17 protein-coding genes and 1 pseudogene are annotated in these 25287 nt (G+C 32.6%); all 18 read right to left on the minus strand.

Annotation, left to right across the window (positions count from 1 at the left end; all coding sequences use genetic code 11):
* Nucleotides 1-20: 20 nt before the first annotated feature.
* On the minus strand, nucleotides 21-1184 hold the full coding sequence (gene mmsB, locus KPL55_RS13375) for a multiple monosaccharide ABC transporter permease (protein WP_216307230.1): 1164 nt from the start codon (nucleotides 1182-1184) through the stop codon (nucleotides 21-23).
* Nucleotides 1181-2728 carry a multiple monosaccharide ABC transporter ATP-binding protein gene (gene mmsA, locus KPL55_RS13380; RefSeq protein ID WP_216307237.1) on the minus strand — a complete coding sequence of 516 codons (1548 nt, stop codon included), beginning with the start codon at nucleotides 2726-2728 and terminating at the stop codon, nucleotides 1181-1183. Before mmsA ends, mmsB begins: the two co-directional genes overlap by 4 nt.
* Before the next feature lie 126 nt (nucleotides 2729-2854).
* Nucleotides 2855-3958, minus strand: a complete 1104-nt coding sequence (chvE, locus tag KPL55_RS13385) for a multiple monosaccharide ABC transporter substrate-binding protein (RefSeq protein WP_246599477.1) — start codon at nucleotides 3956-3958, stop codon at nucleotides 2855-2857.
* Nucleotides 3959-4553: 595 nt separating this feature from the next.
* A complete protein-coding gene (locus tag KPL55_RS13390) occupies nucleotides 4554-5645 on the minus strand; it encodes a GntR family transcriptional regulator (RefSeq protein ID WP_216307238.1) in 1092 nt (363 codons plus the stop codon).
* A 123-nt stretch (nucleotides 5646-5768) separates the two neighbouring features.
* Nucleotides 5769-6947, minus strand: coding sequence for an ROK family transcriptional regulator (locus KPL55_RS13395; protein WP_216307239.1), 1179 nt, complete (start codon nucleotides 6945-6947; stop codon nucleotides 5769-5771).
* 202 nt (nucleotides 6948-7149) lie between these two features.
* The gene (gene xylA / locus KPL55_RS13400; RefSeq protein WP_216307240.1) at nucleotides 7150-8463 is read right to left on the minus strand and encodes a xylose isomerase; all 1314 of its coding nucleotides are present in this window, start codon (nucleotides 8461-8463) and stop codon (nucleotides 7150-7152) included.
* 145 nt (nucleotides 8464-8608) lie between these two features.
* Nucleotides 8609-10315, minus strand: a complete 1707-nt coding sequence (locus KPL55_RS13405) for an SGNH/GDSL hydrolase family protein (protein WP_216307241.1) — start codon at nucleotides 10313-10315, stop codon at nucleotides 8609-8611.
* Between the two features lie 22 nt (nucleotides 10316-10337).
* Complete coding sequence (locus KPL55_RS13410; RefSeq protein ID WP_246599478.1) at nucleotides 10338-13268, minus strand: glycosyl hydrolase 115 family protein; 2931 nt, start codon at nucleotides 13266-13268, stop codon at nucleotides 10338-10340.
* An 84-nt stretch (nucleotides 13269-13352) separates the two neighbouring features.
* Nucleotides 13353-13694 carry a hypothetical protein gene (locus KPL55_RS13415; RefSeq protein WP_246599479.1) on the minus strand — a complete coding sequence of 114 codons (342 nt, stop codon included), beginning with the start codon at nucleotides 13692-13694 and terminating at the stop codon, nucleotides 13353-13355.
* A 256-nt stretch (nucleotides 13695-13950) separates the two neighbouring features.
* Nucleotides 13951-16125 (minus strand): glycoside hydrolase family 3 C-terminal domain-containing protein, encoded by a 2175-nt coding sequence (locus tag KPL55_RS13420; protein WP_216307242.1) that lies wholly within the window; start codon nucleotides 16123-16125, stop codon nucleotides 13951-13953.
* Between the two features lie 168 nt (nucleotides 16126-16293).
* Nucleotides 16294-17046: pseudogene (locus KPL55_RS26575) on the minus strand (hypothetical protein).
* On the minus strand, nucleotides 16988-17836 hold the full coding sequence (locus KPL55_RS26580; protein ID WP_312887288.1) for a hypothetical protein: 849 nt from the start codon (nucleotides 17834-17836) through the stop codon (nucleotides 16988-16990). Before KPL55_RS26580 ends, KPL55_RS26575 begins: the two are co-directional and overlap by 59 nt.
* A 61-nt stretch (nucleotides 17837-17897) precedes the next feature.
* Nucleotides 17898-18983, minus strand: a complete 1086-nt coding sequence (locus KPL55_RS26005; RefSeq protein WP_246599486.1) for a carbohydrate-binding protein — start codon at nucleotides 18981-18983, stop codon at nucleotides 17898-17900.
* Nucleotides 18984-19062: 79 nt separating this feature from the next.
* On the minus strand, nucleotides 19063-19638 hold the full coding sequence (locus KPL55_RS26010; protein ID WP_246599487.1) for a DUF4982 domain-containing protein: 576 nt from the start codon (nucleotides 19636-19638) through the stop codon (nucleotides 19063-19065).
* Between the two features lie 30 nt (nucleotides 19639-19668).
* On the minus strand, nucleotides 19669-21342 hold the full coding sequence (locus KPL55_RS26015; protein ID WP_246599488.1) for a glycoside hydrolase family 2 TIM barrel-domain containing protein: 1674 nt from the start codon (nucleotides 21340-21342) through the stop codon (nucleotides 19669-19671).
* Between the two features lie 294 nt (nucleotides 21343-21636).
* On the minus strand, nucleotides 21637-23175 hold the full coding sequence (xylB, locus tag KPL55_RS13435) for a xylulokinase (protein ID WP_216307243.1): 1539 nt from the start codon (nucleotides 23173-23175) through the stop codon (nucleotides 21637-21639).
* Between the two features lie 177 nt (nucleotides 23176-23352).
* Nucleotides 23353-24303 (minus strand): sensor histidine kinase, encoded by a 951-nt coding sequence (locus tag KPL55_RS26020; RefSeq protein WP_312887286.1) that lies wholly within the window; start codon nucleotides 24301-24303, stop codon nucleotides 23353-23355.
* Between the two features lie 96 nt (nucleotides 24304-24399).
* Nucleotides 24400-25149, minus strand: coding sequence for a cache domain-containing protein (locus tag KPL55_RS26025; RefSeq protein ID WP_312887287.1), 750 nt, complete (start codon nucleotides 25147-25149; stop codon nucleotides 24400-24402).
* Between the last annotated feature and the right edge of the window lie 138 nt (nucleotides 25150-25287).

The raw sequence follows: 25287 nt of genomic DNA on the forward strand, positions 1-25287 counted from the left end.
AATTCTATAAATAAAACTTTTTAAGCAGTTTTAGATTTCGAATACACATCAAAAGCTACAGCAAATAATAATACTAAGCCTTTAATAGTTTGTTGCCAATCAATTCCAACTCCCATAAGAGACATTCCATTATTCATAACTCCCATGAATAGACCACCAATCATAGCTCCCATAATTGTACCTATACCACCAGCCGTTGATGCTCCACCAATAAAGCAAGCAGCAATTGCATCAAGTTCAAATCCAACACCAGCATTTGGAGTTGCTGAATTAAGTCTTGCAGCAAAAACAAGTCCTGCTAGAGCACTTAATACTCCCATATTAACAAATACTAAAAATATTACCCATTTCGTTTTTACTCCAGAAAGTCTTGCAGCTTTTTCATTTCCTCCAAGTGCATAAATATGTCTTCCAAGTGTAGTTTTTTTAGTTATAAAAGTATAAATAGCTACTAAAACTGCTAATAATACTAACACATTTGGTAACCCTTTATATGAAGCCATTATATAACAAAATGCATTTATAAGTATTATAAGAGTTCCCATTTTAAGTCCTAGAATTACTGGGCTAGTAACTTCAAATTTGTACTTCTTTTGAGCAGCTCTTTTTTTCATTTCTGACAATACATAGAATACAGTTAAAATTAAACCAATAACAATTGTTGTAATATGAATTCCATTACCATTAAAGAAATCCGGAATAAAACCAGTACTCATTAATTGAAATGATTTAGGGAAAGGTGCTATAGATGTACCATCTAGAGAAACATAAGTTAATCCTCTAAATACCATCATACCAGCTAGTGTAGTTATAAATGCTGGTATTTTTACATAAGCAACCCAAAATCCTTGCCAAGCTCCTACAATAGCACCAATTATAAGTACAATTGCAATTCCAAGTGGTGTAGACATTTTATTGTTAATTATCATTATTCCGGCCAATGCTCCAACTACTGCAGCTACTGAACCTACCGATAAATCAATTTGAAAAGCTACAATTACAAGGAGCATTCCAATTGCAAGTATTAATATATAACTATTCTGCAATATCAAATTAGTAATATTTAATGGTTTTAATAAAATACCGCCTGATGCAATTTGAAAAAATACCATAATTCCTACTAGAGCAATTATCATGCTATATTGAGTTACATTCTCCTTAAATACCTTCATTAAAGATTTCATAATTGTGCCTCCTCTTCAAGATCTTGTTTAAGTATCATTTTCATTATTTTCTCTTGAGATGCGTCCTTAGCACTCATCTCTCCAAGTATTTTCCCATCATTCATAACATATATCCTATCACAAATTCCTAATAGTTCAGCAAGCTCTGAGGAGATGACCAATATGCCCTTATCTTCTGCTGCTAATTTATTAATTATAGTGTATATTTCATATTTTGCACCTACATCAATACCTCTAGTAGGTTCATCTAAAATTAAAACCTCAGGTCTAGTAAAAATCCATTTAGCCAAAATTACCTTTTGCTGATTTCCACCACTTAGAGTACCTGTCTTTTGAAGTATACCAGAGCATTTAATGTTTAACCGCTTACGTAAATCTTCTGCCACTAATATTTCTTCATTTTCATTTATTACACCAGCTTTAGATATTTTCTTTAAATTTGCAAGGGTTGTGTTTCCTTTTATGTGATCTATTAAGACTAATCCATATTCTTTTCTATCCTCTGTAACATAAGCAAGTCCACTTTCAATTGCTTTATTTACATTATCTAGATGTACTTCCTTGTCATTAATGAATACTTGTCCAGTTATTTTTTTTCCATAAGATTTTCCAAAAATACTCATTGCGAGTTCAGTTCTTCCAGCTCCCATAAGGCCTGCAATTCCTACAACTTCTCCTTTATGAATATTAATATTCACATCATCACTAACTTTACGATCACTAATCGATGGATGATATACATTCCAATTTTTCACTTCAAATATAGTATCCCCAATTTTAGATTCTCTACTAGGATATCTATGAACTAAATCTCTTCCAACCATACCTTTAATTATTCTATCTTCAGTAATATTATCCGTGCGGGTATTAAGAGTTTCAATAGTTGATCCATCTCTTATAATAGTAATTGAATCCGATATTTTTTTTATCTCATTTAATTTATGGGATATCATTATTGATGTAATTCCATGGCTTTTAAGTCCATTAATTAACTTTAACAGATTATCACTATCTGCTTCATTAAGTGCAGCTGTTGGTTCATCCAAAATTAGCAGTTTAACTTCTTTAGACAATGCTTTTGCTATTTCAACTAACTGCTGCTTACCTACCCCTATGGAACCAATAAGAGTATCTGGAGATTCATTTAAGCCTACTTTTTTTAATAATTCTATTGTCTTTACTTTAGTTTCATTCCAATCGACCACTCCATTTTTACCTTGTTCATTTCCTAAAAATATATTTTCAGCAATAGATAATGTTGGTATTAGTGCTAACTCTTGGTGAATTATTACTATTCCTAAATGTTCACTATTTCTTATATCCTTAAATTCACACAAATTACCATTAAATATAATGTCTCCACTATATGTTCCATGAGGATGTACTCCACTTAGAACTTTCATTAGTGTTGATTTACCTGCACCATTTTCTCCAACTAAGGCATGAATTTCCCCTTGTAAAACCTTAAGATTAACATTATTTAAGGCCTTAACCCCTGGAAAAGTTTTGGTGATATTTTTCATTTCAAGAATAATATCTGACATACGGTATTCAACTCCTCACATTTAGTAAATAAGGTTAGTGGTGATTGTAACCCACCACTAACCTTATATTTGATTAAAACTAATATTTAGTTTAACTGATTTGCATTTAAAACAAATTATTAATTATTATTTTAATTTATCAGCAGTTATATATCCACTATCCACTACAATTTTTTGATAGTTAGCTTTATCAACAACAACTGGATCACATAAGAATGATGGTACAACCTTCATTCCAGTATCGTAAGTTTTTGTATCATTAACTACTGGTGTTTTACCTAATAAAACAGCATTTGCCATCTCAGCAGCCTTTTCAGCAAGTATTCTAGTATCTTTGAATATTGATGATGTTTGTTCTCCTGCTATTATAGACTTAACTGAAGCAACTTCACAATCTTGTCCTGTAATTACAGGCATTTTTTGAGTAGCAGATCCATATCCAACACCTTTTAATGATGATATTATACCAATACTTATACCATCATATGGTGATAATACTGCATCAACCTTAGCTGAAGTATAACTTTTACTCAATATGTTATCCATTCTTGCTTGTGCAGTAGCACCATCCCATCTTAAAGTACCAACTTGTGCATAAGCTGTTTGTTTACTTTGAACAACTAATTTACCTGAAGATATATATGGTTGTAAAACTGACATTGCACCATCAAAGAAGAATTTTGCATTATTATCATCTGGTGAACCTGCAAATAATTCTATGTTAAATGGACCTTTTGCTTCTTTAAGTTTTAGAGTGCTTTCAATGTATCCAGCTTGTAAAACTCCAACTTTAAAATTATCAAAGGTTGCATAGTAATCTACAAATGCAGTCTTTGTAATTAAACGGTCATAAGATATTACAGGAATTTTTGCATCATGAGCCTGTTGTAATACATCTGTGAGTGCTGTACCATCAACTGATGCAATAACTAATACTTTTGCACCTTTAGTGATCATGTTTTCTATTTGTGCTACTTGATTTTGTACATTATTATCAGCATACTGTAAATCAGTTTTATAACCTAATTTTTCTAGGGATTTTACCATATTATCTCCATCATCTATCCACCTCTGTGATGTTTTTGTAGGCATTGCTATACCTGCCAATTGTCCAGAAGATTTTGTTTCTGCGGTTTTAGTTGTAGTAGTTGGTTCAGCTTTAGAACCACACGCTGTAAGTCCTAGTACCATAGTCATTACCATTAATCCTGATAGAATCTTTTTTTTCATTTTTATATTCCCCCCTAAAGTCAATAATTTGAAATATATTACTTAAACTCTCATCAAATTAATCATTTTCTTTATAATTCAGATATACCTGATGAAAGGTAGCAATCAACAATTTATTCTGGCATAATTTATAAGCGCTTTTAATTTTTTTTGTTTTCGTTTTCATTTGTATATTGCAAACGTGTTTTCGTTTACATCTGCAATTCATCATATTCTACCACATTTTTTTTATTCACACAATGTTTATATTTATTTAATACAAAACTTTATGTTTTTCGCTTGTACTTTCCTATTAAAAGCTAATTTATCTAGTTAATTTAAGGTGATTCACAAAAGTAATGTGCCTTATTTCTCTAAATTCCCTATTTGATTGGAAGTTCGTACATTTTTGGGCAATATATTTGTAACTGTAGTCAAGTTATCCGAAAGTCAAGTAATGGTTTACATTGTTCACATATAATCATCTTTTTCTAATTAGTTACCTGTACAACGAAGCGCTAATTGTACGCACAACCTATTATATATATGTTCTCCATTGATTTGCAAATTCCTCTATTTTTTATAAAAAATAAAATATAAATAAAATAATACCTTCTTATTTCAGTGGCACATTCCCAGTTGAGTATCTTACAAGTAATTCAGGTTTGTAAATATAAGATGGTTTTTTAACATTATTTTCAACCATACCAATAAGAAGTCTCGCTGCTCTTCTGCCCATATCCTCCTTAGGATGTCCAACAGTTGTGAATCTTAGCTCTGTAGATATTGAGATATGTGAATCATCATATCCAGTTATAGATATATCCTCTGGAATTCTTAGTCCCGCATCTAATATAGCTTGAACCACATATATTGCAATCTGATCATTATAACAAACTATTGCTGTAGGTCTATCCTTTTTACGAATTAAATTACTGGTAAATGCATAAGGCGCAAAAGTCTCTTCGTTTGTTTCAAAACTATTTACAAAATTACTATTCAATTCCACTCCGAATTCTTCCATAGCTTTTTTATAACCCAATTGCCTATTTACTCCTTGAAGATCATCCTTCTTAAATACTCCAGCTATTTTTCTATGGCCAAGTTGAAGTAAATACTTTGTTGTAAGATATTCACCTTCGATATCATCCACTATTACATAAGCAGGGTCTAATTCATCATATTTTGCATTAATCATAATATAAGGTATGTCTTTTTTTTCTAGCTCTTTGTACCATTTTAAATTCACATTTTCACAGGCGCTCATAGTTGGCTCTACAATTAATCCTACTATGTCATTGTCAATTATCTTTTTTAGGCACTCTGCCTCTTTTGGTTTTTCATTGTTTGTATTTAATAACATTAAATTATATCCTTCTGCGCTTAGAACTTCTTCTATTCCATAAATAATCGACGGAAAAATATAATTAGATATATAGGTAGTGATAACAGCGATAGTTCCTTTTTTAGTATTTTCATCTCTTGAGGAACAAAATGTTCCTTTCCCTTGCTCTTTGTATATATATCCACCTTTTTCAAGTTCCATTAAAGCTTGTCTCACTGTATGTCTACTAACCTTGAATTTTGCTGCAATTTCATTTTCGGTTAGCAATTGCTCTCCAGCTCTAATTTTCTTAGCTCTCATTTCAGCTTTAAAATATTCTGCGATTTTCATGTACTTTGTTAATTTTTCTGTATTACCAATCATATTAAACACCTCTAAGTCAAATTTTACACGTACGTACCACTTAATCTTTATTCCACTTTGTTTTATTATAGTGGCAGTACAAAACTTATTCAACTCTTTTAATTAAAAAATTTATTTTAAGAATTATATTATTTTTTTATTTATGAAAAATATATCCTGCATAGTCATTAAAGCCGCTCCTAATATGGATGCATTTTCCTTTAGTTTTGAGAATGATAACGAGCATTCTTCTTTCGTGTAAAAACTATTCTCCTCAAAAACTCTTTTTATTAAAAGTTCTTTGTAATATTCTTCATAATAGGTGATTTTACCTCCTATTATAACTTTCTCAGGATCTGTTATTAAAATAATATTTTTGATTCCTTCTGCAAGATAGTCCAAGTAATTATAAAGGATATTTTTTGCTACTTCACTAGTCCTCGTTAGTTTAAAAAACTCTTTAAGGCTCTTATCATTTGTTTTGAACTCTTCATTATATTGTTTTAGTAGAGCTTTTTCAGACGCGTATAGTTCCCAACATCCTTTTTTACCACAATTACACTGCTCTCCATTTTTAACTATAGTCATGTGACCAAATTCACCAGCACGTTTATTACACCCTTTATAAAGATTATCGTTTATCACTACTCCTGCACCTATTCCCTCTGTGATAGATACAAAAACTAAATTTTTTAAAGCACCATCAGAATTTAGGAATGTTTCAGCATATGCTGATGCATTTGCCTCATTTTCCATATAAAATTTATAATTATATTTAGCTTCATATTCTTTTAAATGTATATTTTTTAAATTTAGATTTGGTGCATTTACTAAAAGAAGTTTTTCTTCATTTACAGTACCTGGGAGTGAAAATCCTACACCAATTATTTTATCTTTAGGTATTTTAGAATTATCTACTATTGTATCAATGCATTTTTTTATTTTATCCATAATTATATCTATACTTTCAAGTTCTTGTGATAGTCTAATTTCTTCTTCCACAATTATCTCGAGTTTAAGGTTTGTTAATGCAACTCTTATCTTATTACGAGTTATACAAACCCCAAAAGAATAATTTGAATCCGGTAAAAACCTTACAATAATTGGCTTTCTTCCACCTGTCGAATCTGCAACCCCAGCTTCATCTAGATATCCCTCTACAATAAGCTCATTAACATTGCTAATAACAGTAGGTATACTTATATAAAGTTTTTTGGATATTTCTTGTTTTGTAAGTTGACCGTTTTTATAAAGTAACTGTAATATATTCTTTTTATTTGTTTCTTTAATCGTCTCCTGATCTAATATACTGAATTTTTTCAAACATATCACCCTTCTTATCTAGTCCGCTATCAAATTCAAATAACTTAATTCTTTGTATATATCTTATAAGCACTCATAAAGACAAGCGTAAACTTTATGTATTTAATTATACTTTGTACATTTTTTTATTTCAATATAAATATAGAGGCAGTTATTAACTGCCTCTATATTTATATTAACAACCTCTATATTTATATTAAATTTATTCTAAAATGTAACTATTTAATAATCCTTCAAGCAATTCTTGTCGCCCTGATTTATTTACTATAGTTTTATTTTCTAAGGCATACTTTTCAAGTTCATTAAATCCTACTTTTCCTTCTACTATATCCTTACCTATACCAACGCTGAAGCTTGAATATCTTTCTTTTACAAACTCCTCGAGCTCTCCAGTTTCTAATAACTTCCTAGCTATTTTAAATCCCTTTGCAAATGTGTCCATTCCAACAATGTGAGAATAGAATAAATCCACTGGTTCAAATGAAGCTCTTCTTGTTTTTGAATCAAAATTAAGCCCACCACTGTGAAGACCGCCGTTTTTTATTACCTCATACATTGCAAGAGTTGCTGTGCGAATATCTGTAGGAAATTGATCTGTATCCCATCCAAGATTCGAGTCGCCTTGGTTTGCATCAACACTTCCAAGTACTCCATTTACTCTAGCCAAATGTAGTTCGTGTTCAAAAGTATGGCCAGCTAAAGTAGCATGATTTGCTTCTATATTCAATTTAAAATCTTTGTCTAAATCATATTTTCTTAAAAATCCTAGTACTGTAGCAACATCAAAATCATATTGATGTTTTGTTGGTTCTTTTGGTTTAGGTTCAATTAAGAATTGGCCAGTAAAACCAATTTCCTTTGCATAATCAACTGCCATATGGAAAAACCTAGCAAGATTATCTTGTTCAAGCCCCATATCAGTATTAAGCAATGTTTCATAACCTTCACGACCACCCCAGAAAACATAATTCTCTCCACCTAATAATTTTGTTACTTCTAAAGCCTTCTTAGTTTGAGCTGCTGCATATGCAAACACATCTGCATTTGAAGATGATGCTGCACCATGTACAAACCTAGGATTACTAAATAGATTTGCAGTACCCCATAGAAGTTTTATACCAGTTTTTTCTGACAATTCTTTTGCAAGTAAAACAATCTCATCTAAATTTTTATTAGTTTCCGCTAAATCAACACCTTCTGGTGCTATGTCTCTATCGTGGAAACAAAAATATCCTACTCCTAATTTTTCTACGAACTCAAAATTTGCATACATTCTTGCTCTTGCAAGCTCCATTCCAGTTAACTCATCCCAACTTCTTTGCATAGTAGGCATTCCAAATGGGTCATTACCACCTGCTGTGAATGTGTGCCAGTAGGCAACTGCAAAACGTAAATGTTCCTTCATTGTCTTTCCATCAATAATTTCATCTGCATTGTAAATCTTATAAGCCAAAGGGTTTTTAGAGTCTTTACCTTCATATTTAATTTTATGAATATCACTAAAAAATTCTTTCATATTATTACCCCCTATATGTTTTATATTTATAATTATATTATAACATCTATTACATTCTTTTTAAAGCGATTTTATTAAGTTTTTTTATTAATATTCTAAATATTCTAAATATTCGTGAACTAGCTCCATAACCACTAGTTTTTAGTTATAAGTTATACCCAAATCCTAAGATTGTAAAACTCTTATCTTCATTATCTGAGGCCATTTTAATTTCTACAATATGCTCCTCACAGACTTCCCTTTGAAATAAAATAACTGGATTGCAATGAGTCCAGTTATTTTCATGCGGGTCTGCTCTTCTTACACGCTGACCATCCACAAAAATATCTGCCGAACCAAAGGTACTACTTCCTGAATCCTTAAAAACTAGGATGAGACTACGGCATTTTATAATCATCTTGAAGTTCTCTTTTGCTGATGGAGGCGCATACATCCAGTTACATGGAAATTCTGGTGATTGAAAAGAATTATCATCCATTTCTACCATTTGCAGATCAGTATCAATCTGTGTAAAACCTCCCTCTGTTACGGTTACAAAATTTCTATAATTTTCTCTATCAATTAAATTAATATTTTTGAAGCAATTCCCAATAACTGGCGGTTTATCTATTATAATATCAACATTATCCTCAACTGATTTTTTCGTTTCGTGCAGCAGATACCCTATGCAATCTGCCATTACCCTATGCCCATCATTTGTTGGATGATAGATATCGTAAAAAAACTGTCTTTTAGATATTATATTTCCTTCTGGCTTAGTCAGGCCAAACTGCTCTACCACAACATCCTTTACACTTATCATTGGCAAATTATAATGTTTTCCAACTGGCGAAAGCCTATCTTGTAGATTCCAGTCATTCATAAACACGGCAAATAACAAAATAACTGCTGGTTTATTCTTCTCAGAAAGAATTTTTAAACATAGACTCTCATAACAAATCCCTTTTGTTTCGTCTCCTTCATCATTTACTGCGAATTCAACTATAACAATATCCGGTTCCACTGATCCACCTCTTAAAATATCCCGTTCATAACGTATAATACCTAATTCTGATGATGTCCCCCCCACTCCAGCTTTCACAAAATGTATATTTTCTCCTCCATCTTTTCCAAACATCTTTTTAAACATTAAGTAAGATTTATATACATAACAATTTGTATTTATAGGTTTAGCTGCTGCCCCTTGTGTAATAGATCCCCCAATATAGGCAATAGTAACCTCTTCGCCTCTTTCTGATTTTTCTATTGCTATTTTTAATCTCTTGTTATTACCTTTATTTAATAAGGACCTTGCAATCATTGATTTATATTCCTCTGAGCCAAAAGAAACCGGTGCTTCCATAGCTACCTCTGGCACTTCATATCCATCATGTAGATAGAACTTCACAGTGGCAGTTGCCAGTTCACCTGCATTATCAAATTCAAAAGCAAATTTTGAAAGAATGTCATCCTCTGGCGACCACTTAAAATCATCTAATTTTAAAATTACCTCCGTTCCATCCTTAGGACATTCAATCATCAGCAAAGTTCCAGTATCATAATTTTTCCCTTTCCCCAAATTTTTCAGCACAAAATTGACTTTTCCAGAAGTATCATTTAATCCCTTAACCGATACCCCTATCGAGTAAACCAGTTTATGAAATCCGCTGCAATTCTCTAACAATTTCAATATTTCTTCATCTGTAACTCCACCTTCAAGCTTTACCTTATCTTTTATCCTCCCTTCTAAATAAATATCCTGTGAAGGTTTACCTTCGCTACTACCAGTTGCTTCAATCATAGACTCGAACATAAAGAAAATACTACTTCGTTTTTTAACTGGATCTTTTGGCGCCTTTGGACCCTCTATCATTTTACAAACATCTCCTTTATTTCTAACACGTTATCCTAGCTTTTCCCGACATAAAAGCTCTCTTCTGGTCCAAAAATGAGTCTGGAAGCTTTCCTTTTGACAAAACTAGTTTTTGTAATACAATCCCAGCATCTAAACCATAAAAGCTAAGGGTATGTATTCCCTTCCCCAATTTATGATTAGTTGTAGTTGTATGGATATTTTCCATGACTGCCTCCTCCCATGAATGATTACCATTAGTACCAGCTACAAAATTCACAGGTAGAGCATCTGCTATAATTGGCTCTTCTCCATCAAAAGATACACCATATCTTAATCTGCTATTAACGTAAAGATTATTGGTAGGTGCAACATAGGTTGTAAGCGTATACTCAAAATCCTCATTTACATTAATTGTATATTCCAAATATGGTGCATCTTTTGGGTTTTCAAAAGGCACCGTTGTTGGAAACATTTTTAGACAAGATAAATAACGTCCATAGTTTTCAATCTGTTTCCATTCCACATTAGATTTTGCTACATTATTAGATGTGTGCTCCGCCTCAATAGATACCACATTATGAGATTCAACAAATGTCATCTTCGTCAAACCGCTAGTATCTATAACTTCTGCTGTAACTTTCACTTTTATCGATTCTCCTGCGCCAGAAATTGTTATCTCACCACTTGATGTCCTTGACACCTTATCCCAATCCACGCAAACTTTTATTGCCTTTCCAATATGGATACTTCCCTGTATATTATCTACCTTTATCCAATCCACGCTTGTTTCAACTTTGTATTCAAACGCCATGCTACCGCCATTGCTGATGGTGATAGAGTAGGTTTCTTTATTCAAATTTGTAAATACGGGAAGCCTTGATACTAAAGAAAGACATTCCTTTTGTCTTACTTCTACATCTACAATCATAAATGGATTATCTTTAGGTGTAATATAGTTTACTTGTGGATATGCCCAGCCATCAGGACTCCATTTTGTATATCCAATATGAGGAGAGCTCATCATTCCCTTCCACTTTCCATGGGATATAGTATTGTTGTAGTAACTTTGCATATTGGTATCTGTCATTATACATTCCTTTACTAATACTCCATATGAATTTGCAAGGACACTACCTCTGTCATAATACAGCTTATTAAGCCCTGCGAATATCTGCATCTTTACCACATTTGCAGATGCTGCTGGATAATATACCAACTGATAATAAACATCCTTGTATGTCTTCGGAATAAGTTCGTAATATTTCTTAGCATTATTTTCTATTTCAATTGCTTTTGTGAGTTCTCTTTGTGCCTCATTATAATTTGTTAAGCTATAGGTTGAAGAAAAAATAATCTCAGGTTTTCTTTTTCCATTCATTCTCGTATAATCAGACAATAAAGATGAAATTCCATCAATTACATCTTGTTCTACAACATTTGTGAATTGCCTTATTACCCATTGCTTAACGTATTCTGAGGTCTTATTTACTGCATCAGTTCCCAAAGTATCAAAATCATAGGCCAAGTCTAAAAAATATGATATTGGCAATTCCTGGGGTTTTAGATCTCCAACATTGACAACCCATATATTGTGCACTCCATAATCAAAAGCCATAGACATCTGTTCCCATACTTTTTCAAGTGGAGTCGTATTTACCCATTCATAAGAACGAGGTCCACCGTGATAATCAAAATGATAGTACATTCCGAATCCAGACTTACGATTTCGTTCTTTTTCGGTAGGTAGTGTGCGAACATTTCCAAAATTATCATCTACTAGCATAATTGTTACATCATCTAGTACATCCCAATTTCTTAATCCATCAGCCTTATCTGTCCCGTACCAATATTTTTCTACTTCCTTATATATAGTAAGAACCTGAGGTGCATCCTCAAGACCATGTTTATTTAATAACTTTTTCTGCACTCTAATAATACTTTTGAGCAATTTGATATTTTCTTCTTCAGATCCCTTTAATTCAGAGTCTTGTTCCCCTCTCATTCCTAAGGTAATAACCCCTTCAAAGTTCTTATTACGCAATAAGCCATCTTCCCAAAACTTGGTTATTGCCTCAGAATTGCTAGTAAAATCCCATGCTTTGTTTGTCCCATACTTCTGGCTTATTTTTTTCCATTCTTCACCTGCACGAAACATTGGCTCATGATGTGATGTTCCCATTACAATACCGTATGAGTCAGCAAGTTTTGCATTAGCTATGGAACTACTTTTACCATTTTCACTAAATACTGCACTCCACATGGTGGGCCATAAAAAGTTCCCCTTTAATCTCAGAATCAGCTCAAATACTTTTTCATAGAATTCTTCATTAAAGTCTCCAAACTTACCAGTTACCCAGTTTCCTAGGGATGGCCACTCATCATTCAAGAAAAAACCTCTATATTTTACAGATGGTTCCTTTGATACCGTATTTAAATCATTTTCTGAAATAATCAATTCTGATTGTTTTGCAGGTGCAGCATCTGCAAAGTAAACCCACGGGCTTACTCCAATTAATTCTGAGATATGATAAATACCATAAATCGTTCCCCTCTTATCACTTCCCACAACAACAATAGCCTTATCTATCCCAGTAGCAGGATTTTTAACAACCAACACTTTATAACATTCCCGCTTGTTTTTTATAGCAGATACATCTATTATGCCATCTACGACTAAAGAATCAATCAAATCGTTGTTTCCAATAGATCCAGCAATCACTACTGTCCCATTTAGCTGCTTTATATCCGTTGAAATCAGTGGAGTTTTTCCAGTTACAATATTAATATCTTCGGCAAAAGACCTTGCCACTAAGCTTAATCCGTCATAATCCTTTCCTTTGGAATCAACATATATAGCTACGACTTTTGCTGCTGTGACAAGTGTCACATCTGATTCGACTCGAGACATAACGCGCGTTACATTTTTCAATTCTTTTTCTGATTTATTAACTTCTCTAATATCTTTTAACATCTTTATATCATCCCCCTTGGATGTTATTTGGACCCATATTGTGATATTAGCAAACTATCCCACTTAGCTAATGCTTATTAAGTTTTACTTATACTTATCCCAATAATTACCAGCCAAACCATCTATAATAGATCCACTTGCCCATGGCATCAAGCAAAACCATGTGCTTGCAAGAGAGCCATCACTATATTTTTCTGCCACTAGTCCTTCACAATGACAGAACCTCTCAGACATCCAACCCTTTTTACCAAAATCGTATTCTTTATCATATCTGTTATATGTTTGACATCCCCAGCCAATTGTGTCCAACATACGATCTTTAACATATTTATCTTCGCTATTTTCCACAAAATAAAGCAATTCATCTACAACATTACTTGACATTGGATGAATATGTGGATTAGCTATTGATGTCTCACTATTCATATTTTTATCACTCTAAAAGAAGGTACACCACTACATATCATAAATATCCAATTGATCCAATAGTATAGTAGTACTTATTATTTAAGGATAAAAGAGACGACCTTAACTATGATTTTAAACATCATACAAGATTCATCTCCTTTTTCTCTATATACATTTTTATTTTTTTTGTAGTATCATTTTCTCGAAAATCACTTCTGAATCTACACGGTAAAACAGAGTTAAAAATTCTAATAGATCAATAAACTTAAAGTAATTAGTATTCTAATGCTAATACGTTTCCTTTTACTTCAAAATTACATTTTTGTAGTGGCGTACCCGTAAGTTCAATACTTCGAACATCTGGCTGACTTCCTCCCACAAATACTTCAAATATACCTGGTTCTAGAATGCATTTCCCATCGTTATCTATAAGTGCCATTTGCCTTGGTGTTATTTTAAATTCTACTTGCTTTTCTTCTCCAGGTTTTAAAGTAGTCTTTTTAATTCCCTTTAACTCATATTTTGGAACAATTACACTCGCATCCACATCTTTTAAATATAATTGCACAGTTTCTTCAGATTCATATTTCCCAACATTTTTTACAATTATTTTAAATTCAGCAGTTTCACCAGATTTAAGTTCAAACTTACTTGCTATAAGATTTGAGTACTCAAACTTAGTATAACTAAGTCCATATCCAAAAGGATAAAGTGCTTCATCCTTCATATATCTATATGTTCTATTTTTCATAGAATAATCGTTAAAATCTGGAAGTTCCTCTGTTGTTTTATAAAAAGTGACAGGTAATTTCCCTGAAGGACTATAATCACCAAATAACAATGAAGCAATTGCCTTTCCGCCCTCCGCACCTGAATACCAAGCTTGAATAATGGCAGGTACATTTTCATCTGCAAAGTTAACTGCAAGAGCACTTCCAGATTGAAGAACTAAAATAACAGGTTTTCCTGTTTTATATACTTCTTCTAATAATTCTTGTTGAAGCCCTGGCAGATTCAAATTTTGCTTATCACCTGCTCCATATATATTTGATACATCACCTTCTTCTCCTTCAATTGTTGCATCTAGGCCAAGACACATAACTACCAAATCTGACCTCTCGGCCATTGAAATTGCTTCTGATATTCTGTCATTTGTTAGTGCAAGATCTTCCACCTTATCTTTGTATAAATGGCAACCCTCTGAATAATAAACTCTAGTATTCGGATTTACGGCTTGCTCTATGCCCTCTAGTACTGTTACATATTTTGATGCAGTACCGTAATAATTTCCAATTAATGCTCCTCTACTATTTGCATTTGGTCCAATTACTGCTATAGAATTAATTTTATTTTTGTTAATTGGTAATATATTATTTTCATTCTTTAGTAGCACAATAGATTTTTCTGATACCTTTAAAGCAAATTCTCTATGCTCCTTGGAGTCATTTTCTTCATAAGGAATGCTTGCAAAGGGAACGTTTACTGGATTATCAAACATACCAAGTTTCATCCTAGTAGTCATAAGTCTTACAACTGACTTATCAATTGTTTCCTCTGATACAAGGCCTTCTTTATTAGCAAGTAGAACATTCAAATACATATTACCACAATTCAAATCACAACCACTATTCACAGCTAGAGCAACTGATTCTACTGCATTGCTGGTAACTCTATGGTGTTCATGAAAATCTTTTATAGCCCAGCAATCTGAAGTTACATGTCCTTTAAAATCCCATTCTTCGCGAAGAATATCATTTAACAATGTCTTACTTCCACAACAAGGCTCGTCGTTAGTTCTGTTATATGCACCCATTACTGACTCTACTTTAGCTTCCTTAACAGCTTCTTTAAATGCTGGAAGGTAAGTTTCACGAAGATCTTTTTTAGAAACTATTGCATTAAAGCTATGGCGCTCAGCTTCTGGTCCACTATGAACCGCAAAATGTTTTGCGCAAGCAGCTGCCTTCATATATTTTTTATCATTTCCTTGTAACCCTTTAATAAATGCTACCCCTAGTCTACCTGTTAAATAAGGATCTTCTCCGTAAGTTTCATGCCCACGACCCCATCTTGGGTCTCTAAAAATATTAATATTAGGAGACCAAAAAGTTAACCCCTTGTATATATCATGGTCACCTTTTCTCTGGGATTCATGATATTTAGCTCTTCCCTCGGTTGAAATAACTTCTGCAACTTTATATAGTAAATTTTCATCAAATGTTGCAGCCATTCCAATAGCTTGTGGAAAAATTGTAGCAACCCCAGCTCTAGCAACCCCATGTAGTGCTTCATTCCACCAATTATAAGATGGTATATCAAGCCTTTTTATTTGAGCAGAATTATAAGTCATTTGGCTAACTTTTTCAAGTATTGTCATTTTTGATACCAGATCCTTAGCACGTTCCTCAAAACTTAACTCTTCATTTTTATACAACGGTATATTGTTCATAAAAATCATCATCCCCTTTTTTAAATTTATCCTTTATATTTAAATTATATCCTTTCATAGCAACTTTTTAAACCCTTTTTAAAAAGTTTATATTGATTTATTTATTTTTATTCCTAGGTTCTAAATGATGATTCTGAGATTTCCATTTCCTTTAAAATCCATCTTCTTTTACTTGTAAATTATTCTGTTATGAATATCATTAATTCCTGTTCTTCTATAGAAATAAGTGTTAATTACATCTCGCCACTCTTTAGCATCCTCAACTTGAATATTAAATTTACTTAATACAAGCTCATAAGTCTCCTCATCCATTTTCCACTTAAGTGAAATCCACTTCTCCCTCATAAGTGTTACCTCATTTACCCCATTGAAATGAGAATCATAAATATGCTGGATTAGCGTTTTACTTAACTTTAACTCATAGGTATATGGTACATGGTGAAAAAATAATAAAAGTTCCTCTGGGCAAGTTTCAATGGATTCATATATTTTAGCATTAGTGACTTTATACTGCGTTGTATATCATGAACCTGTGGCAGCACTGCGGTCAACACCAATGCCTTTAAAATCTGCATAATGGTATGTCCCCCATTTTGAATATTCATATCCATCAACACTTGGACCATAATGGTGATTGGGGTTTACCATCCAACCAATTCCAAGTGGAACTGTATATTCTTCATAAACATCCCTTGATGTAAGTAACATGGACATCACTGCTTCTACAACTTCACTATCATTCCCAAATGTAAGTCTCACCCATTCCAGTGCTATTTCCTCAGCTGTTAAATCTACATTCCATGCAATACGACCAAAACCATATAAGTTTGCTTGAGCAAGAGGATTGTCTGTCCAACACTGACTATCTCCAATGTTTGACACTGCAAATCCCTCCAATATTTCTATCAAATAGCGTACCATCTACGACTTTACCTGCAAAAGACCCCTTCCCATTAGCATAAGTATCAAAGTCTAAGCTTTCTTTCCACATAGGAACAAGATAACATAGATGCTTTTGCTGTCCTGTATACTCTTGAGCTATCTGGAATTCCATTACTTGATTTGTATTCTCCATAGCTCCAAATAACGTGGAAACTGGTTCTCTTATTTGAAAATCCACAGGTCCATTTTTCACTTGCAGAACCACATTATCCATAAATTTACCATCTAATGGTTTAAAGTTATCGTATGCAGCTTTAGCTCTATCTTTCGTCTTATCTCTCCAATCTAGTTTGCAATCATAAACAAAACATCTCCAAATCACTATGCCACCATAGGGTTTTAGAGCTTTTGCAAGCACATTCGCACCTTCTGCATGATCGCGATTATAAGTAAAAGGTCCAGGTCTATTCTCTGAGTCTGCTTTTACAATAAATCCTCCAAAATCTGGTATATGTTTGTATGTTTTTGTAGCCGTTTCCTTCCACCAATTTATTACATCAACGTCAAGAGGATCTGCTGTTGAAATACCACCAATTTCCATAGGCGCTGCAAAATTAACACTTAAGAAAAATCTCACTCCATATTCCCTAAATACGCCAGCAAATCTCGCCATATCTGGTAGATAGTCCTCTGTAATGAATTTTGTTTCATACTTGTGAACATTAACATTATTAATTATTACACCGTTAATTCCTATTGATGCAAGTAGCCTTGCATAATCTTCTATCCTTGTGAGATCTTTTATAACACAATCATTTTCAAAAAATATTTATCATTCTTAATTTATTTTTTGGAGACTCAAACTATCTGTTCCAATAATATGCAGATCCTTATCTCTCAAAACGAAACCAACCAAAATCAAAATTACATCCTGGTAGGAATATGAATGTTACCTTTTGTATTCCTGCTATTTTTTCAAGTTCAAATGCTCGCTCCTCGTATTCATCGGATTGAGTGAATTCGACAAGTTGATTACTTTGACCTTCATTACTGGCAAATTGAATGTTAATAGTATTTTTATCAATTGGCGACCTACCAAAAACCACAAGTTTCGTAGAACCATCTATTGTAAAGTCCATATTTTCAAACTCTAGCGAAACATTATTTCCTATACCTTCAACGCTATTTTTTGATATTTCAAATGTATCCCCATAGATGTGGTAACATAACGTAGCAATATTTTGTTCAAATGCTCTATTCTTTTTTTTAAAAGAAAATCCTTTAATATGTATCTTCTGATGAAGTACAAAACAAAGTGTTGTAATACCACTAAGTCGTTTTGACAAACTGTAAGTTTCTTCTTGATACACATTCCACTGGGATTTCTTTTGATAAATAACATCAGCTAGTAAAACGCTTCTCTCGTCACCCGGGATTCCTTCCCAAATTTTCAGAAAATACTCCTCATCTGATAAAGAGAAAATTGGAATAGTTATAGTGTCTGAGCCATAAGAACCAAAATCAATTTCACGAAAACCTACTTGGGTTTCACCATCGCGACTTGTAGCTACTCCTCTTTCATTTCCGTTTGAAACTTCACCTTTACTATAATCATAAAGTCCTCCAGATATGAATTGATAAGGATCTTTGTAAGCTGATCCAAGACCAACTACCCTAAATTCCAGCTCAGATATGAGTTTCGTGTTGTCGCTACCATTCTTACTAGTGCAACGAAGTCGAAATTCTCCATCACTTAAAGCTCTTATCTTGACTTCATGGTAAGTGGCTTCTACTTTAGCAACATTTGACGATATACCAACATCATTGACTACACTCCACTCTACTTCTTGATAAGAGGTATTTTCTGGATATAACCTTGCTCTTGCATGTATCTCTTTTCTTAATTCATCAAACACTTGTCCTGCATCGCTTATAATTTCAATTTTGCGTAGAGGTATTTCTTCACTTCTTCCCATAACACATGGTAACTCCTGATTCTAAATACTTGCAGAGACCCCTCCTACATATTCATCCTTTGCTAGTAGAGCCTCAAATTCAACAATTTGATTTTTTAAACCTGTTGAGGATACCTCGATCCTCGATCTTAATCTTTCCTGGCTCTAATGTCGATCCAATAATTTCCATTAGTTTACCACTGAATAATTTTCTTTTTACTCCTTTATACTGATCATAATCTGTGCTATCACCGTTATCAAGACCAACCAAGCGGCCAGCTCCCGAAACATTAACATTCACTTGATTATTTGCATTTTCTACAATATTTCCATCTTCATCTTCCATGGAAATTTCTACGAAAATCAAGTCCAAACCATTTGCAGTAAGTTTTTCTTTATCCGCATGCAAACTAATCCTTGATGCACTTCGAAAGGATTTTTTTATATCTATTGCAATAATTTTGCCTGTTTCATCATATGCTATTGCTTTTAGTTCGCCTTCTTCATATGGCACCTTCCACCACCCTACAAGTTGTGATCCCTGCTCATGGTCAATAAGATAAGTTCCTATTGTGATACTATTGAATTGTAGTTCAATTTTAGGCACATTAGAACATACGCGAACATCAATCAATTGACCTTTATTAAAATCCCAATAAGGGAAAATATGCACCATTGGCTTTGTTTTGTAATCTGTCCATTCTGCCTAATAGATGTAATAAGAATCCTTCTTAAAAGTAGCAGTATCAATTTGTCCAAAATAGGAGTTTTTGGTATGATACGGTGTAGGTTCCCCTATATAGTCAAATCCAGTCCATATAAATTGACTTAGCGAGAAAAGTGTATATCTTTCTGCTATAATACATGCTTCTGCTGACTTTGCCCCCCAGCTAGTTGTGCTATTTCCAAGGGCAGAACACTGCTCGTCATCATCTGCAAGAATTGATTTTTCAAATGGGAAATGATAGATACCGCGACTTTGCACTATAGATGCTGTCTCACTACCATATATAATCCAATCTTGATGCCCTTTATGATGTTTTTGATAATATTTTTCTGCATAATTATATCCAACAACCTTAACAATATCAGCACATTTTTGAGCATTCTCCCAAGGGATATAATTCGATCCAATTGTAACTTTTGCATTTTCCTTGGGATCATATTTTAATACACAATCCAAAAGCATTTTTGTTACTTCTCGCCCTCTTTCACCTGCGTGGGTATCATAAATCTCATTTCCTATACTCCACATTAGCAAGCTTGGATGATTTCGATCCCGAATTACCCAACTTTTTACATCAAGATGTGCCCATTCTTTAAAAAATCTTGCATAATCATAAGTAGTTTTCGACCTTTCCCACATATCAAAAGCTTCAGAGACTATAAACATTCCCATCTCATCTGCTAATTCCATAAGTTCTACCGCAGGCATATTATGAGCAGTTCGCACAGCATTTACACCCATTTCTTTTAAGATCATAAACCTTCTTTTTAGACCAACTTTATTAAACGCAGACCCTAATGCTCCTAAATCATAATGTTCACAAACCCCATTTAATTTTATCTTTTTACCATTTAGCGTCATACCTTGATTTGGGTCAAGTATAATTTTTCGGAATCTTATATTTTGAGATATGTATTCAATTTTATTTGCACTGTGACTTACATCTTTATCTGTCTTAAGTAGATCCAATTGGGTTATAAGTCGATAAAGATTAGGCTCATCAGTGCTCCATAACAAAGGATTTTCTATAAATATCCTTTGTAGATTATGCGAACTAATATCACTTACCTTAGAAATCATCTTTGAAGTAGCAATGATTTGATTATTATATGTTAAAGTATGTGAGACTTGAACATCTTCATAAATATTTATTTCTGTATCAACTTCTACTTGCCATCCATTATCTTTTTGATCTGTTGTTATATAAACTCCATCCGTCACAATATGATTTTTATCTCTTGCCTTTAGCCATACATTACGATATATGCCTGCACCCGAGTACCATCTGCTGTTAGGGCTTTGGTACTCTACTTTCACAACAATTTCATTTTCCCCATTAACGAGTACATCTGTTATCTCATGTTCAAAAGAAGAATAACCGTATTTCCATTCTCCGACATACTGCCCATTCACAAATAGGGATGAATCCATATAAACCCCATCAAAACATAAAAGAATATTCTTTTCTTCTTTAGTACATGTAAATCTCTTGCGATACCAACCTATACTATTTTCATAAAGATTTTCTGTATCATAAATAAGCCAATCATGTGGTATATCTACAGGTACAAATTTTAAAGCGTTAATATCTGTAGCTCCTAGGCTACTTTTTGCAAATTCCCTTCCATTATTAAATAGTATCTTTTTATTCATATTTTTTGTACCCACTTTCTTCAATTATTATTACTATTATAAAAGACGATTAAGGTAAAACGTTTACTTTTTATATTGTTAATTTTAGAATACTACCTTAATAAAGCAAGTTCAAGAAGCATTTCCAATCCTACAATTCAATAATCTACTATAATAATTTCAGTGTCATATTGCAATATTAAACCTAATTGCAATATTAAGAAAAGTGATACATTAATTTATACAAAAAATCTGTGTATAAAAAAACATATAGAACAGACATTTTTTCAATTTGTCTGTTCTATATGTATTAATTTAAATGCTAGTTGATATTATATCAGCAACAGCTTTAAATTGATCTTTTAGAGCAGTATATAGATTTTTGTATACTTCATAATACTTATTGTATAATTCTATATTCTCGTCATTTGGTTTTTGAGAAGTAACAGTTTTAATAACTCGCGCGCAAGCAGCTGCAACACTAGGATACACTCCTGCTCCAACACCTGCAAGAATTGCTACCCCCAGTGCAGGTCCCTCTGTTGAATTTATAGTTATAACTTTACTGTTATACAAATCCGCCTGAATTTGTCTCCATAGTGGACTTTTTCCTCCTCCACCTGAAGCTCTAACTTCTTTCACATCAATCCCCATTTCTTTTATTATCTCTAAGCTATCCTTTAAACTATACCCAACACCTTCCATTACAGATCTAAGCATATCTCTTTTTGTATGCCTTGCAGATATTCCAAAAAATACACCTTTAGCAAAAGGATCTAAATGTGGTGTTCTTTCTCCCATCAAATATGGTAGATAGATTAATCCTTCACAACCTGGCTTGGCTTTTTCAGCTTCGTCACCCATTAGTAAATATGGATCAACTTCCATATACTCTGATGCTTCTTTTTCAGCCGTGCAAAAATTATCTCTGAACCACTTTAAAGAAAGACCAGCACCTTGGGTTACCCCCATAATATGCCAAGTATTTGGTACAGCATGACAAAATGTGTGTACTCTACCTTTTGGATCAATAGTAACCTTATCCGTATAAGCAAATACAACACCTGAAGTTCCAATAGTTGATGAAATAACACCTGGTTTAACAATTCCATTTCCTATAGCACCTGCAGCCTGATCCCCTGCTCCTCCTGCAACTGGAGTTCCGCACATTAACTTCGTAAGTAGTGCAGCTTCCGAGCTTACACATGAACTTATAACTTGTGATTCATATATTGGTGCTAAAAATTCAATATTAATATCTAATTTTTCAAGTACTTCGCTGCTCCAATTTCTTTCTGCTATATTCATAAGCTGCATACCACTAGCATCAGAAACCTCAGTTGCAAAAGTTCCAGTAAGTCTGAATCTTACATAATCTTTTGGAAGCAATATCTTAGCAACCTTAGCATATATTTCTGGTTCATTATTCCTTACCCATAATATTTTTGATGCCGTAAATCCAGTCAGAGCTGGATTTGCTGTTATTTCTATAAGTCTATCTTTCCCTATTAGTTTGGTGATTTCCTGACATTCCTTATCAGTTCTTTGATCACACCATATTATTGATGGTCTTAAAACCTTGTTATCCTTATCAAGTAAAACTAATCCATGCATTTGACCTGCAAGTCCTATGCCTTTTATTTGTTTTGGATCTACTCCACTTTTTGTGATAACCTCATTAATAGTATTATAAGTTGCGTCCCACCAATCTTCAGGGTTTTGTTCTGCCCATCCAATATGAGGTTGCTCCATTGGATACTCCTTTAAAGCTGATGAAATCGTATTACCCTCAATATCGAAAAGTACAGTTTTTGTACCTGATGTTCCTATGTCTACACCAATTAGATAGTTCATTTATATTAAACCTCCCTAAAATAATTTCAAACTTGCTATCGCTATGTTTTCGTTTACAATTCTTTGTTATATATTCATATTATAACAGTTCGCTCAAACTTCTTCAAGTCATTTTATTAAGTTTTAATATAAAATTATAATACAGTTATAATATAGATTATGATGCTTATTCTTTATTTAATCCCTTATAATTGGATGCCATAATACTACTGTTGTTCCTTTACCATAAGTGCTATGATATTCTAGTCGAAATTCATCTCCATAAGTTAATTTTATCTTTTGGTGTACATTGAAAATACCATATCCAACAACAGAACTAGAAATAGTATTACCTTTAAGCATCTCATTGATTGCTATTAGTTTTTCTTCCTTTATTCCTATTCCATTATCCTCAAAGGTGAAACATATTTTTTCATTTCTAATTTCGCCACTTATTTTAATATACCCTCTTCCCCTTTTTTCTTTAATTCCATGATAAATCGCATTCTCCACTAATGGCTGTAGTATTAATTTTATTACAGATAAATCCAGTATTTCCTCTTGTATATTAATTTCATAATTAAGTTTATCCTCATATCTTATCTTCTGAATTAATAAATAGCTTTGAACATGTTTAACTTCTTGGGATATTTTACTAACTTCTTTGCCACTACTTAATCCAATCCTTAAAAGTTTAGTCAAATTGCATATTATATCAACAATATCCTGTGCATCATGTTCTCGTGCCATCCATTGAATTGTATCCAAAGTATTATATATAAAATGGGGTTTTATTTGAGCGTGTAGTATACTTATTTCTGCTTTTCTTTTCATTTTACCTTCTATTTGAACTAAATTAATTAGTTTTTTAATTTCTCTAACCATATTATTAAACGCATTTCCAAGTTCCTGTATCTCATCGCTATCATTATCCTTATCATTATATTTGCTATTAAAAAACACATCAAAATTCCCTTCTTCAGTTTTCTTCATGAGTTTTTTTAATTTTGATATTGGATTAACTATTGATTTTGTGAAAAATACAGCTAACATTTCCGCAAAAATCAATGTAATAATGGCAATAAGAATAGAGTAATATTTCAATGAATTTATTACACTCAAACTTTCATTTAAGGGAAATACCTCCACAGTTCTCCAACCTGTGTATGTGGAATTATTATGAATTATTTCATAATCTTTGTCTTTAACTTTCTTAATCAGAATTTTATCACTTGAAGATTCTATTCAATCATTTTTTATTCTATATACTATTTCATTAACTGGAGAATAAACTATTTCTCCAGTACTATCTACAATATATACAAAACCTGTCTTAGCAGGTTTTACCGATTCTATTACACTTTTAATAATATCAAGCTTCATATCAATTAGAATAACCCCAATGCATTTTCCAGTCTTTTTATCAATTATTGCTTTTGACATTGATACAACCTCATCAGCACTGTATTGAAAAATATTATTTATATTACGCCCTACAGGTTTACTAAAAAGATGCATAGTATTAGGATTTTCTGAAGCCTCCTTGTACCAATTTTCATCCGTAAGAGGATCCCTTGATATTCTACTCATAACATCACTTATAATTATGTCATTTTGATTAACGATAGCTATCCCAGCAATCTCAGGATGAAATGTTGTAAAACTATATATAGCTTTATACACACCCTCATGAATGTTTTTAGCAGATTCATCATCCTTTATAGAATTACTGCTAGTAAATTCTAAAACCCTTAGATCCTCTGATAAATAATTAATTATATTTTCCGTATCCTTCATATAAAAATCTATATTATTGCTAATTTGCCTTCCCATTTGATTTACATTTTCTTCTTGCTGATTAATAATTGAATTTTTATATAACAAATTTCCTAAAATCGAAATTGTTATAATTGGAATCAAAATCACTAAGAGGAAATAAAAAGTCAACTTACTTCCTATGCTTTTATTATGTATTTTTTTAGTAAATTTTCTCACTTTAATTCCCCCCTTATATTTGAATTTTAGTTAATTGCATAACCTTGTAGTCAAGTTACTTCAAGGCTTTACAATTATATATTTACAGGAATTCCCCCAACTTTTGTCGAATTTATATTTATGAGAACAAATTCATCG

The organism is Clostridium lacusfryxellense, from assembly GCF_018861735.1.
In the GTDB taxonomy this organism is placed as follows: domain Bacteria; phylum Bacillota; class Clostridia; order Clostridiales; family Clostridiaceae; genus Clostridium_AD; species Clostridium_AD lacusfryxellense.

Coding starts and splice junctions, on each gene's coding strand:
- mmsB (WP_216307230.1), bottom strand. CDS start 1,184: ATGAAATCTTTAATGAAGGTATTTAAGGAGAATGTAACTCAATATAGC.
- mmsA (WP_216307237.1), bottom strand. CDS start 2,728: ATGTCAGATATTATTCTTGAAATGAAAAATATCACCAAAACTTTTCCA.
- chvE (WP_246599477.1), bottom strand. CDS start 3,958: ATGAAAAAAAAGATTCTATCAGGATTAATGGTAATGACTATGGTACTA.
- KPL55_RS13390 (WP_216307238.1), bottom strand. CDS start 5,645: ATGATTGGTAATACAGAAAAATTAACAAAGTACATGAAAATCGCAGAA.
- xylA (WP_216307240.1), bottom strand. CDS start 8,463: ATGAAAGAATTTTTTAGTGATATTCATAAAATTAAATATGAAGGTAAA.
- KPL55_RS13405 (WP_216307241.1), bottom strand. CDS start 10,315: ATGATAGAGGGTCCAAAGGCGCCAAAAGATCCAGTTAAAAAACGAAGT.
- KPL55_RS13410 (WP_246599478.1), bottom strand. CDS start 13,268: ATGTTAAAAGATATTAGAGAAGTTAATAAATCAGAAAAAGAATTGAAA.
- KPL55_RS13415 (WP_246599479.1), bottom strand. CDS start 13,694: ATGAATAGTGAGACATCAATAGCTAATCCACATATTCATCCAATGTCA.
- KPL55_RS13420 (WP_216307242.1), bottom strand. CDS start 16,125: ATGAACAATATACCGTTGTATAAAAATGAAGAGTTAAGTTTTGAGGAA.
- KPL55_RS26005 (WP_246599486.1), bottom strand. CDS start 18,983: ATGGGAAGAAGTGAAGAAATACCTCTACGCAAAATTGAAATTATAAGC.
- KPL55_RS26010 (WP_246599487.1), bottom strand. CDS start 19,638: ATGGTGCATATTTTCCCTTATTGGGATTTTAATAAAGGTCAATTGATT.
- KPL55_RS26015 (WP_246599488.1), bottom strand. CDS start 21,342: ATGAATAAAAAGATACTATTTAATAATGGAAGGGAATTTGCAAAAAGT.
- xylB (WP_216307243.1), bottom strand. CDS start 23,175: ATGAACTATCTAATTGGTGTAGACATAGGAACATCAGGTACAAAAACT.